Annotated in this window: 12 protein-coding genes; 8 read left to right on the forward strand and 4 right to left on the reverse strand. The window is 66.3% G+C overall.

Going from position 1 to position 12,392, the window contains the following annotated elements; genetic code table 11:
• Positions 1 to 33 precede the first annotated feature (33 nt).
• The 6 genes from ABIC16_RS05145 to ABIC16_RS05170 all read left to right on the forward strand — a co-directional run bounded on the left by ABIC16_RS05145 (position 34) and on the right by ABIC16_RS05170 (position 8,311).
• Positions 34 to 2,166 (forward strand): ATP-binding protein, encoded by a 2,133-nt coding sequence (locus tag ABIC16_RS05145; RefSeq protein WP_354290285.1) that lies wholly within the window; start codon positions 34 to 36, stop codon positions 2,164 to 2,166.
• Positions 2,167 to 2,243: 77 nt separating this feature from the next.
• Positions 2,244 to 3,725, forward strand: coding sequence for an efflux transporter outer membrane subunit (locus ABIC16_RS05150; protein ID WP_277970085.1), 1,482 nt, complete (start codon positions 2,244 to 2,246; stop codon positions 3,723 to 3,725).
• Positions 3,726 to 5,123: an efflux RND transporter periplasmic adaptor subunit gene (locus tag ABIC16_RS05155; protein WP_354290286.1), complete on the forward strand. Its 1,398-nt coding sequence runs from the start codon at positions 3,726 to 3,728 to the stop codon at positions 5,121 to 5,123.
• Positions 5,062 to 5,868 carry an ABC transporter ATP-binding protein gene (locus ABIC16_RS05160; RefSeq protein ID WP_354290287.1) on the forward strand — a complete coding sequence of 269 codons (807 nt, stop codon included), beginning with the start codon at positions 5,062 to 5,064 and terminating at the stop codon, positions 5,866 to 5,868. Before ABIC16_RS05155 ends, ABIC16_RS05160 begins: the two co-directional genes overlap by 62 nt.
• Positions 5,869 to 5,995: 127 nt before the next feature.
• Positions 5,996 to 7,204, forward strand: a complete 1,209-nt coding sequence (locus ABIC16_RS05165; RefSeq protein WP_354290288.1) for an ABC transporter permease — start codon at positions 5,996 to 5,998, stop codon at positions 7,202 to 7,204.
• Between the two features lie 174 nt (positions 7,205 to 7,378).
• Entirely contained in the window at positions 7,379 to 8,311 is a 933-nt protein-coding gene (locus ABIC16_RS05170; protein ID WP_277970081.1) for a 50S ribosomal protein L11 methyltransferase, read from the forward strand.
• Positions 8,312 to 8,361: 50 nt separating this feature from the next.
• Here the strand turns inward: ABIC16_RS05170 and ABIC16_RS05175 are convergent, their stop codons facing one another.
• Both ABIC16_RS05175 and phhA read right to left on the reverse strand, forming a co-directional pair.
• On the reverse strand, positions 8,362 to 8,694 hold the full coding sequence (locus tag ABIC16_RS05175; protein WP_354290289.1) for an EthD family reductase: 333 nt from the start codon (positions 8,692 to 8,694) through the stop codon (positions 8,362 to 8,364).
• On the reverse strand, positions 8,691 to 9,557 hold the full coding sequence (gene phhA, locus ABIC16_RS05180; RefSeq protein ID WP_354290290.1) for a phenylalanine 4-monooxygenase: 867 nt from the start codon (positions 9,555 to 9,557) through the stop codon (positions 8,691 to 8,693). Before phhA ends, ABIC16_RS05175 begins: the two co-directional genes overlap by 4 nt.
• Before the next feature lie 46 nt (positions 9,558 to 9,603).
• On the opposite strand from phhA, the gene ABIC16_RS05185 reads away from it, so the two are divergent.
• Complete coding sequence (locus ABIC16_RS05185; protein WP_354290291.1) at positions 9,604 to 10,266, forward strand: TIGR02117 family protein; 663 nt, start codon at positions 9,604 to 9,606, stop codon at positions 10,264 to 10,266.
• On the forward strand, positions 10,263 to 10,967 hold the full coding sequence (locus ABIC16_RS05190; protein ID WP_277970077.1) for an esterase/lipase family protein: 705 nt from the start codon (positions 10,263 to 10,265) through the stop codon (positions 10,965 to 10,967). The genes ABIC16_RS05185 and ABIC16_RS05190 overlap by 4 nt, the downstream gene beginning before the upstream one ends.
• A 6-nt stretch (positions 10,968 to 10,973) precedes the next feature.
• Here ABIC16_RS05190 and ABIC16_RS05195 read toward each other — a convergent pair whose 3' ends face one another.
• On the reverse strand, positions 10,974 to 11,222 hold the full coding sequence (locus ABIC16_RS05195; protein WP_354290292.1) for a hypothetical protein: 249 nt from the start codon (positions 11,220 to 11,222) through the stop codon (positions 10,974 to 10,976).
• A complete protein-coding gene (locus ABIC16_RS05200) occupies positions 11,219 to 12,253 on the reverse strand; it encodes a glycerophosphodiester phosphodiesterase (protein ID WP_354292263.1) in 1,035 nt (344 codons plus the stop codon). Before ABIC16_RS05200 ends, ABIC16_RS05195 begins: the two co-directional genes overlap by 4 nt.
• Positions 12,254 to 12,392: the final 139 nt, after the last annotated feature.

A 12,392-nucleotide genomic window follows, 5' to 3' on the forward strand; every position in this document is an offset into this window, starting at 1 on the left:
CGGTCGGGGAGACGGCACAGTTTAGGGCGAGCGATGTTCAAGAAAATCCTGGTTGCGAACCGCGGCGAAATTGCCTGCCGCGTGATGCGGACCGCAAAGAAGATGGGGATCGCCACGGTCGCGGTCTATTCCGACGCGGACGCGCGCAGCCCGCATGTGCTGATGGCGGATGAAAGCGTGCGTCTTGGGCCGCCGCCGGCGGGCGAGAGCTATCTGCTCGCCGACCTGATTCTGCTTGCGGCCAAGGAAACCGGCGCGGACTGCATCCATCCCGGCTACGGCTTCCTGTCCGAGCGCGAGAGCTTTGCGCGCGCTTGCGCCGATGCCGGGATCGCGTTCGTCGGGCCGCCGCCCAAGGCGATCGCGGCGATGGGCGACAAGATCGAGTCCAAGAAGCTCGCCAAGGCGGCCGGCGTCAACGTCGTCCCCGGTTTCCTCGGTGAGATCGCCGACACCGAGGAAGCGGTGAAGATCGCCACCGACATCGGCTATCCGGTGATGATGAAGGCCAGCGCGGGCGGCGGCGGCAAGGGGATGCGGCTTGCTTATGCCGAACAGGATGTTCGCGAGGGCTTCGAGGCGACCAAACGCGAGGGGCTGGCGTCGTTCGGCGATGACCGCGTGTTCATCGAGAAGTTCATCGAATCGCCGCGCCATATCGAGATCCAGGTGATGGGCGATCAGCACGGCAACATCGTCTATCTCGGCGAGCGCGAATGTTCGATCCAGCGGCGGCACCAGAAGGTGGTCGAGGAAGCGCCGTCGCCGTTCGTGACGCCCAAGATGCGGAAGGCGATGGGCGAGCAGGCGGTCGCACTCGCGCGGGCGGTTGGCTATTATTCGGCGGGGACGGTCGAGCTGATCGTCTCGGGCGCGGATACGACGGGGGAGGGGTTCTACTTCCTTGAGATGAATACGCGGCTGCAGGTCGAGCATCCGGTGACCGAGGCGGTAACAGGGCTGGATCTGGTCGAGCTGATGATCCGGGTGGCGGCGGGTGAGGCGCTGCCGTTTTCACAGGACGATGTGACGCTCAAGGGGTGGGCGATCGAGAACCGGGTTTATGCGGAGGATCCGTATCGCGGGTTCTTGCCGAGCACTGGGCGATTGGTGCGGTATCAGCCGCCGGAGAGTGTGGGCACGCCTTATTCGACCTTTAGCCCCTCCCCTTCAGGGGAGGGGTTGGGGTGGGGCCGTGCAGCGGACTCCACCGACGTCGGGCTCGGTGAGACCGCCCCCACCCCCTACCCCTCCCCTGAAGGGGAGGGGCAAGAAGGAGAAGGAGAGCCCTACGTGCGTGTCGACGATGGCGTGCGCGAAGGCGGCGAGGTCAGCATTTTCTACGACCCGATGATCGCCAAGCTCATCACCTGGGCGCCGACGCGCGAGGAAGCGATCGACGAGCAGATCGCCGCGCTCGATGCGTTCGAGATCACCGGCCCCGGCAACAACATCGACTTCCTATCCGCGCTGATGCAGCACCCGCGCTTCCGGTCGGGCAATATCACCACCGGGTTCATCGCCGAGGAATATCCCGACGGCTTCCACGGCGCGCCTGCATCGCCCGAGCTCATCCGCGACTTGTCCGCGATCGCTGCCTTCGCCGCGACCGCCGAGGCGGATCGGGCGCGCCGCATCGACGGCCAGCTCGGCAAGCGGCTGCGCCCGCCCGCGCAATGGTCGGTCAAGATCGGCGAGGCCACGCATGTCGTCGACATTTCGACCGACGGCGTCACCGTGGACGGCGAAGAGCTGGATATCGCGCTGCAATACACCCCGGGCGACCGGATGGTGCACGCCGAGATCGAGGACACCGACCTGAGCGTGAAGATCGTCCGCACGCGCGGCGGCTTCCGCCTGACCACGCGCGGCGCGAGCCACGAGGCGCGCGTCTTGCCCGCGCATGTCGCGCCCTATGCGCAGCACCTGATCGACAAGATCCCGCCAGACCTGTCCAAGTTCCTGCTGTGCCCGATGCCGGGCCTGCTGATGCGGCTCGACGTCGGCGTGGGCGACAAGGTCGAGGCGGGGCAGCCGCTCGCGGTGGTCGAGGCGATGAAGATGGAGAACATCCTGCGCGCCGAAAAGGCCGGGACGGTCAAGACGGTCAACGCCAAGACCGGCGACAGTCTGGCGGTCGACGCGGTCATTCTCGAAATGGAATGACAGAAACGGGCTCCGCCGCGACACATTGCGACAATTAATCGATGGACCGCGACCGGTGTGTTAGTCACACAGGACGTATGCGGCTTCGATCCCTCCTGTTGCTCTCGCTGACGGTGCCGATCGCGGCGTGTACGGTCGGTCCGGATTACCATCCGGCGACCCCGACCGCGCTGGGCGTGCCCGATACCTATTCGGTCCCGCTTCCGGCGCAGGCCAGCGGCGACCTGACCGCGTGGTGGACTCGGTTCGACGACCCGCTGCTCACCAGCGTGGTCGAGCGCGCGCGCGCCAACAATCTCGATATCGCGCAAGCGGTCGCGCGGTTGCGGCAGGCGCGCGAGGCGCTGGTCCAGTCGCGCGCGCAATTGCTGCCGACGGTGAACGGCTCGTCGGGCTATACGCGCTCGCAAAGCATCGTCGGCGGGACGACCACCTTGCCCGGCGGGGCGACGGTCATCACCGGGCGCGGATCGGGCGATACGCTGTCGCTCGGGCTCGACGTGCAATATCAGGTCGGCCTGTTCGGCGAGGTCCGGCGGACGGTCGAAGCGAGCCGCGCGCAATATGAGACGTCGGGCTATGATCTGGCGACGGTGTTGCTCTCGACCGAGGCGGAGGCGGCGCGCAACTACATGTTGGCGCGGCTGTATCAGGCACAACTCGCCAATGCGCGCGCGTCGCTGCGCGTGCAGGACGACAATCTCGAGATCGCGGGTTTCCGGGTTCAGGCCGGGCTGGTGTCCTCGCTCGACGCCGAACAGGCACGCTCGCAGCGCGCGACGACCGCCGCGACGATCCCGACGATCGAGCAGAATTACAACGCGGCGGTTTCGCGGATTGGTGTGCTGACCGGGCAGGCCCCGGGCGCGCTCAAGGCCGAGCTGGCGGCAACGCGATCGATTCCGACCGGCCCGGACAGCGTCGCGGTTGGGGTACCGCTCGACACATTGCGCCAGCGCCCCGACGTCCGCGCCGCCGAACGCCAGCTTGCCGCGACCACCGCGCAGATCGGCGTGGCGAAGGCGCAGCTTTATCCCGCGTTCGCGATCAGCGGGAGCCTGTCGACCGACGCCTCCAAGATCGGCAACCTGTTCCAGACGATTGCAGGGCAAGTGTTTGCCGGGCTGACGCAGGCGATCTTCAACGGTGGGCGGCTTCGTTCGCAAGTGCGGAGCAGCGAAGCCGCGGCGGACGGGGCGTTTTCGGCGTACAAGTCGACCGTGCTGCAAGGGCTGGAGGACGTCGAGAATGCGGTCGTCGCGCTCGATTCGGCCAAGCGCCGTGCCGAACAGTTCACGATTGCGCTCGATGCGGCGAACACCAGCGCGATCCTGTCGCGTAGCCAGTATCGCGCTGGGCTGACCGATTTCGTCACGCTCAACACGACCGAAACCGCGCTGCTCAACGCCCGCAACGGATTGAGCCAGGCACAATCCGACCGCGCAACCGCGTTGGTGCAACTGTTCCTCGCGCTCGGCGGCGGGTGGGACAGCCGCGCCGATCCGACCGCGCTGATCGCACCCCCCGCGTCCAACCCCATCGTCCGGCAGGAACGCTAAATGGCCACCACGCCCCCGACCGCACCCAGCCCCGATCTGGATGCCTTCCTCGGCACCAAGCCCGTTCCCGCGTGGAAGCGTTGGGGCAAATGGGTCCTCGTCGCGCTCGGCGTGATCCTGCTGCTGCTGGCGCTCAAGAGCTGCTTTGCCGGCGACGCCAAGCCCGAGTACGCGACCGCCGCGGTCGAACGCGGCGCGCTGTCGGTCAGCGTGTCGGCGACGGGGAAGCTCGCGCCGACCAATCAAGTGCAGGTCGGGTCGGAACTGTCGGGGCTCGTCACCAAGGTGGTGGTCGACGTCAACGACCGGGTGACCAAGAACCAGCCGCTCGCGCTGGTCGATCCGTCGCGGTTCCAGGATACCGTCAACCAAAGCCAGGCCGCGCTCGACGCGGCGGTCGCCACGGTCGCGCAGAATCAGGCGACGCTGGCGCAGGCGAATGCCACGCTGTCGCGGTTTGAGGAAGTCAGCCGCCTGTCGGGGGGACGCGTGCCCGCCAAGACCGAGCTCGACCAGGCACGCGCCGACCGGGATCGCGGGATCGCCAACGTCCGCGCCGCGCAGGCGAACGTGGTGTCGGCGCGCGCGACGCTCTCGTCCAACGCGACGCAGTTGATTAAGACGGTGATCCGCTCGCCGGTCAACGGCGTCGTGCTCGCACGGCAGATCGAACCGGGGCAGACCGTCGCGGCTTCGTTTAGCACGCCGACGCTGTTCGTGATCGCCGAGGACCTCAGCCGAATGAAGCTTGCGGTCGCGATCGACGAGGCGGACGTGGGGTCGGTCAAGGAAGGGCAAAGCGCGACCTTCACGGTCGATGCCTTCCCGGGCAAGACCTTCCCGGCGGATATCACGCGCGTCGATCTCGGGTCGAACCTCAGCGCGTCGACCAGTGCGTCGGGCAGCACGACGACCACCACCTCCACCGCGGGGCAGGTCGTTTCGTACAGCGCGACGCTTTCGGTCGCGAATGCCGGGCTGCAGTTGCGCCCGGGCATGACCGCGACCGCCGATATCGTGACGACCGCCAAGCCCAACGTCCTGCTCGTTCCCAACGCCGCCTTGCGGTTCAAGCCCACCGATACCGGGGCTTCGAGCGGCGGCAGCGGGATTGCGGGGGCGCTGGTTCCCCGTCCACGCCGCCGTGGCGGCGCGGGCAGCGGCAAGGGCGAGACGGTCAAGCGCGGGGGTGCGCAGACGGTCTATGTGCTTGCCGCAGACGGGACGCCAAAGCCGGTCGACATCACCACCGGCGAAAGCAATGGATCGATGACCGAAGTCCTTGGCGGTGCGCTCAAGCCCGGCGACAAGGTGATAACCGGACAGCTCGCGAAGGATGCGACCGGCGGGGCGAGCGGGCAACGGCGGCGATCGGGCGGGCAGGGCGGTGGCCAGTAATTCCGCCTCCCCGGCGGTGTCGGAAGCGGCTGCGGTCGCGCCGATCATTTCGCTCCGCGACGTCACCAAGCGCTACGGAGACGGCGCGACTGCGTTCCTCGCGCTCAAGGGGATCGACCTGGACATCGCGCAGGGCGACTTCGTCGCGGTGATGGGCGCGAGCGGATCGGGCAAATCGACCACGATGAACATCCTCGGCTGTCTCGACGTCCCCACGGGGGGGACGTTCGCGTTCAAGGGCGTCCATGTCGAGACGCTCGATCGCGACCAGCGCGCGTTGCTCAGGCGCAAGTATCTTGGCTTCGTGTTCCAGGGGTTCAACTTGCTCGCGCGGACGACCGCGCTCGAGAATGTCGAACTGCCGCTGCTGTATCGCGGCGACGCCAAGGGCGCGCGGCGGGCGGCGGCGATGGCGGCGCTCGACAAGGTGGGCCTCGCGAACTGGTGGGACCATACGCCCGCCGAACTTTCGGGCGGGCAGCAGCAGCGCGTCGCGATCGCGCGAGCGATCGTCACCAGTCCGGCGGTGCTGCTTGCGGACGAGCCGACGGGGAACCTCGATTCGGAGCGTTCGGTCGAGATCATGGAATTGCTGGCAGGGCTCAACCGCGACAGCGGGATTACGGTGATCATGGTGACGCACGAGCCCGACATGGCGGCGTTCGCGCGGACGATCGTGCATTTCAAGGACGGGCTGGTGGAGCGGATCGACACGCAGCATCGTGCCGGGGAGGAACCGGCGTGATGCGCGCAAGAAAAAAGCCCCTCCCCTTCAGGGGAGGGGTTGGGGGTGGGGCTGTGCAGTTAACCCAGCGTTGCTATGCTGCACTGCCCCACCCCAACCCCTCCCCTGAAGGGGAGGGGCTAGAGTAATGTTCGGCACAACCCTCTCCCTCGCGCTGCGCTCGATCGCGCGGCACAAGCTGCGCTCGTTCCTCACCACGCTCGGGATCATCATCGGCGTTGCGGCGGTCGTGACGATGGTCACGCTCGGCAAGGCGACGACCGCTGCCGTGCAGAAATCGATCTCTTCGCTTGGCACCAATATCCTCCAGGTCCGCCCGGGGCAGGGCTTCGGACGGGGCGGCGGCGGCCCGCGTCCGCCCGATTTCAAACCACAGGACGCCATCGCGATCCGCGACCAGATCGCGGGCGTCACCGCGGTCGCGGCGCAAGCGGGGACCACCGCGACCGCGATCTATGAGGGGGCGAACTGGTCGACCACGCTCAACGGCACGACCAATGCCTATTTCCAGGTCCAGCCGTGGCCGCTGACCGAAGGGCGGTATTTCACGCCGGCGGAAGAAGCCGCGGGCAAATCGGTCTGCATCATCGGCAATACCGTCAACACCAACCTCTACCGTGGCGGTTCCCCACTCGGCACGCGGATGCGGATCGGCGGGATTTCGTGCGACGTGATCGGGCGGCTCTCGGCGCGCGGGCAGGCCGGGTTCGGCGGCGACCAGGACGATGTCGTGATCATGCCGCTCAAGGCGGTGCAACGCCGCTTCACTGGATCGACCGATCTCAAGCTGCTGCTGGTCGGGGTCGATCAGGCCTATGCGACCTCCGCGGTCCAGGCGTCGATCGAGGATCTGCTGCGCGAACGCCGCAACATCACCGGCGGCAAGGACGATGACTTCAACATTTTCGACACCGCGCAGATTTCGGCGACGCTGACTCAATCGACGACGCTGCTGACCGGGATCGTCACCGCGGTGGCGGGGATCAGCCTGGTTGTCGGCGGGATCGGGATCATGAACATCATGCTCGTCTCGGTGACCGAACGGACGCGCGAAATCGGCATCCGCCTTGCGATCGGCGCGGTGGCGGGGGAGGTGCTGCTGCAATTCCTGGTCGAGGCGATCGCGCTGTCGATGCTCGGCGGGGTGATCGGGCTGGTCGTTGCGCAGGTCGCGGTGCTGTCGCTGACGGGGGTGATGAAGGTCGATTATCTGTTCGACCCGCAGATCAACATGATCGCCTTCGCCATCTCGGCGGTGATCGGGGTGGTGTTCGGCTATTTCCCCGCCCGCCGCGCCGCCGCGCTCAACCCGATCGACGCCCTCCGCCACGAATAGGCGCGCGCAGCGCAGCAACTTCCTCTCTTCTACCTTTGTGGCTTTGTGGCTTTGTGCGAGTCCATCGTCTTCTGAAGAAGGCAGGATGGACTCGCACAAAGGCACAAAGCCACAAAGAGAAGCAGAGTTTGTAGGACGCTTGCGCGTCGATGCGTGCGCGGGCAGGAGCGGGCAATGACTAGCTGGAAATTGAGCCTGCCTTGTACCCGCGCCGAGGCCGAGGCGATCGATGCCGCCGAGGACATTGCGGACGGCGTCGTGCTGATGACGACCGAACTCGAAGAGGACGATCGCGAGCATTGGCGGCTCGACGCCTATCTCGAGGCCGAGCCAGACGCCGCGACGATCGCCGCGATCCAGGCGCTCGTCCCCAGCGCGGTGGCGGTGGTGCCCGAGATCGAGGCGCTGCCCGAAGAGGATTGGGTAACGCTCAGCCAGCAGGGACTCGAGCCGATCACCGAGGGGCGCTTCGTCGTCCATACCAGCGTGCATCCGGTGGACGTGCCCGTCGGCGGACGGGCGTTCCTGATCGACGCCGGGCAGGCGTTCGGAACCGGCCATCACGCGACCACGTCGGGGTGTCTCGCGATGCTCGACCGGATGGCGGGGCAGGACGTCACGCGGGCGATCGACATCGGCACCGGGACCGGGCTGCTCGCTTTCGCGGCGCGGCATCTGTGGCCGCAGGCGGAGATCGTCGCGACCGACATCGACCCGCGCGCGATCGTCGTCACGCGCGAGAATGCCGAGCGCAACGCGGTCGAAGCGATCGACCTGATCGTGGCGGACGGGACGCTCGACGACGGGATCGTCGCGCGGGCGCCCTATGATCTGGTGATCGCCAACATCCTGGCGGGACCGCTCGTCTCGATGGCGCCCGAGATCGCCGCGATCGCCGCGCCGCGCGCGACGATCGTGCTGGCGGGGCTGCTGGAGACGCAACGTGCAGACGTGGTGGCCGCGTTCACGGCGTGCGGTTGCACGCTGGAGGAGACCGATCGCCGCGGCGACTGGAGCGTCCTGCGGCTCGTGGCAGGGGCGGAGCGTCATGTTCCAACCGCGCCGATCGACCCCAAGGGCCGCGATGGCTGGGCACTGGACCTGTAGCGTCCGGAGGCGTGCTCCGCGTCCCCTTTGGCGGGACGCGGATCAGACCGTCAGCCGATCACTTCGCTGATCATCTGCTTGGGCTTGGCGTCGGTGAAATTGGCGACGTCCCCGAAGATTTCGGCGGCATGCGGGCCGTTCATCGCCTGCTGGACGTCGCCCATCGTGGCAAAGGACAGTTCGGCGACGATGATGAACGGCGGCGGGCTTCCATCGGGCCCCGGCATGCCCTTGAGCACGCGCGTGCCCGACAGCTCCGCTTTCCAGCGTTCGCGGACCAGCGGCATGTGCTGGTCGAGATAATAATCCTCGTCGAACCGGCCCGCCGATTCGTACAGCACGCTGACGACGATCATGGTGGTTTCCTTGTGCGTATCGGTCATTTTTTTCCTAACGCGTAAGCCTGCGTTCCGGTGGTGATCATCGTGTCCTGCGGCAGAATTTCTGCAACGGGGACGTCGGGCAAGGTCGCCAGCGTGCGATACAGGGGGGCGAAATCGGTCTCCACCGTCACGCGCAGCAATTCCTCGAAGCTCGGAATAACGAAATAATTCTGCTGGAAGTCGTCGATGCGATAGTCCGTGCGCATCACGCGTTCCAAATCGAAGGCAATGCGGTTCGGGCTCGCGTCATCGAGCGCGAAGCGGCTTTCGGCGAAGCTCGATACGATTCCTGCGCCGTAGATGCGCAAGCCCTCGGGCTCGGCGATCAACCCGAATTCGACCGTGTACCAATAGAGCCGCCCGAGATATTTGAGCGCGTCGAGCCCATGCGCGCGCTGCCCGCCGCGGCCGTAGGCCGCGAGATAATCGGCGAATACCGGATCGGCGAGCATGGGCACATGGCCGAACACGTCGTGAAACACGTCCGGTTCCTGGAGATAGTCGAGCTGATCGGCGCGGCGGATGAAATTGCCGGCGACGAAGCGACGGTTCGCCATATGGTCGAAGAACACGTCGTCCGGCACCAGGCCCGGCACCGCGACGACCTGCCAGCCGGTGAGCGCCATCAACCGTTCGGACAGTTCCTCGAAATCGGGGATGCCCGGTTTGGACAGCTTCAGTACATCAAGCCCGCGTAGATACGCGTTGGAAGCGCGTCCCGGCAGCAGTTTTGCCTGGCGTTCGAACAAAGTATCCCACACGCGGTGGTCTTCGTCGGTAAACGCGCTCCAGTTCTGCGGAATGGTCCAGTCGGCATTGGCCCCCGCGGGAGGGGCGTCGAGAACATGCGTATCATCGGTCATCCATCGCCTCTATCATAGCGATTGCTGCGGTTGAAACAGGAAGCGAATGCGACAGTTACGCCTATCGGTCGGAGCCGGCCTCCTCATCCTGCTTCTTGCGCTGGGGAGTTACGGCATCGCGGGTCTGGTCGGCGGCATGATCGCGACCAATAGCGGCTCGATGCGCCCGGCGGACGGTATTCCGGTGATCGTCGAGAGCAACGGAGTCCATACCGGGCTGGTTCTACCCAAGGTCGCAGCGGGTGTGGATTGGCGCGGTGTGTTGCCGGCGGGGGATCTCGCCGATCCGCGTTATGCCGCTTATGACCACGTCGCGATCGGCTGGGGCGACCGCAAATTCTACGTCGAGACGCCGACCTGGGCGGACGTCCGGCCGATGACGGTGCTATGGGCGGCGCTTGGAAGCGGGCAAACCGTCATGCACGTCGAGCATATCGCCCCGCCTCAAGCAGGGGCCGATTCGCGCGTCGTCTTGCTGCGCCCGGAGGAATATCGCCGCTTGGCCGCGTTCATTCGCGCAAGCTTCGCGCCACGCGGCTGGCATCGGACGGGATACGGGATGGATGATGCCTTTTACGCCGCGGTCGGCCATTATGACGCAATCCACACCTGCAACGACTGGACCGGCGACGCCTTGCGCGCGGCCGGCGTGCGGATCGGGGCGTGGACGCCCTTTGCGATGACGGTGCTCGAATGGTTCCCGGCGTGAAGCCGCCCTCTCGCTTCCTCTGGGCAGCAGAGTTGCCGCGCGCCGCGTTCGGGCTGGCGTCGTTGCTGGGCGCGCGCCGCAAGCTCGGCACCGCGCCGCGCGGAGACGGGCGGCCGGTTCTGCTGCTTCCGGGGATGATCAACAGCGATCGGTCGATGGCCGTGCTGCGGCGGTACCTGCGCCACCTCGGCTATCGCGCGGAGGGCTGGGGGCTGGGGCGGAACCTCGGGGTGCGGGCGATCGGCTATGAGGGGACGCTGCTGCTCGACCGGATCCGCGCACTGCATGCCGAAACCGGCAAGCCGGTCACGCTGATTGGGGTCAGCCTGGGCGGGATCATGGCGCGCTATGCCGCGCACCGTCTTCCATCGGAAGTGGCGGAAGTCATCACGATCAGCTCGCCCTTCGCGGGATCCCCCCGCGCGACCAACGTGTGGCGCACGTTCCAGCTGTTGACCGGCGAGCAGATCGATTCCCCCTCGGTGCTGGCGCAACGCAAGCTGGTGGCCGAGCCGCTTCCGATGCCGTCGACCGCGATCTGGAGTCGCAGCGACGGCTTCGTCAACGGCATGATCTGTCACGATGCAAACGGGCGGACGATCGAGGTTCGCAGCAGCCATGTGCTGGTGCAACTGCGCCCCGAAGTGCTGCTCGCGGTTGCGCGCGTGCTTGGGGAGAGCGTGCGTACGTCCGCCGCCTGATCCCGATCAGCAGTCGTTCCGGCGCTCCTCGCGGCATTCCCGCTGCGCGCGCTTGCGCTCGCGGCCTTCGCGTTCCTCCTGCTTGCGCATCTTCTTGCCGTAATTGCGGTCGGCTTCGGACTGGCTGGTCGTCGTCCAGTCGACGGTCTTGCTGACGGCCTTGACCGGGAAGGTGACGATGCTGGCGGCGGTGCGGACGCAGCCTCCGGCAAGCAACGGAAGCATCGCGGTGGCGAGCAGCAGGCGGTAGTTCATCGGTTTTCCTTCACGGCGTCGCGGACCTTTACCCCAATTCCGGGGAAATCGGTGAAGAAACCGTCAATACCGAGCGCCAGATAGCGACGTATTGCCTCCTCAATCTTGCCATGCGTGGCCGGATCGACGCCGTTTTGCAGGCTTTTCGGCAGGAAGACATTCTCCGCGCGGAAGGTCCAGGGGTGGAGCCGCAGCCCGGCGGCATGCGCATCTGCCACCAGCGTCGTCGGGGGAGCATCGCCATTCTGGATCATCGCGAGCCCGGGACCGATCCCGTAAGCATAGCTTGCAACGGTCTTGAGCCCGGCGGGGGTGACCATTGCGGCGTAGCTCGGGGTGGCGTGGTCGGCGGGGCCGCCGCTTGCGTCCATCAGCTGGATCAGGCGCAGCCCGGTCATGCGGTGCAGCCGTTTCAGATTGTCCACCTCGAACGACTGGATGAACACAGGGTCGGTCGGCTTGCTCCACCCGGCGGCCTTGAGTTGCGTGACCAGCAGGGCTTCCATCGGATGGCCGATGCTCGCGAAATAGGTCGGATGCTTGGTCTCGGGATAGATGCCGACGACCCGGCCACCGACCGAATGGCGTTTGGCGAGCGCGATCACCTCGGCTAGCGTCGGCACTTCGAACTGGCCGTCATATTTGACGTTGTCGGGACGCAGTTTGGGAAGCCGCTCGACCGCGCGGAGCGTCTTGAGCTCGGCGAGCGTGAAATCCTCGGTGAACCAGCCGGTGTGGCGCTCGCCATCGATCAGCTTGGTCGTGCGGCGCGCAGCGAATTCGGGGTGGGTCGCGACGTTGGTGGTGCCGGTGATGTCATTCTCGTGACGCGCGACGAAGACATTGTCCTTGGTGAGGACGAGGTCGGGCTCGATGAAATCGGCGCCTTGTTCGATCGCAAGCGTATAAGCGGCAAGGGTATGTTCCGGGCGCAACCCGCTGGCGCCGCGATGCGCGATCACGATCGGCGGGGAGAGCGGGTGGGCGAGCGGTTGTGGCGCAGGAGATTGCATCGGCGCACCGTGCGCCATTGCGGATGCCACCGCCAGCAGCGACAGTGCCGCCAGCCGCGTCACTCCGCGCCGAACGGGGCGAGAATAAAGCCGAAACCCGCGCGTTTCTGCGGAAACCAATTCATTCATGTTCGTTAACCCGTACTGAAAAGGAGGC

It is taken from the genome of Sphingomonas sp. PvP055 (assembly GCF_040546365.1).
Lineage (GTDB): Bacteria > Pseudomonadota > Alphaproteobacteria > Sphingomonadales > Sphingomonadaceae > Sphingomonas > Sphingomonas echinoides_A.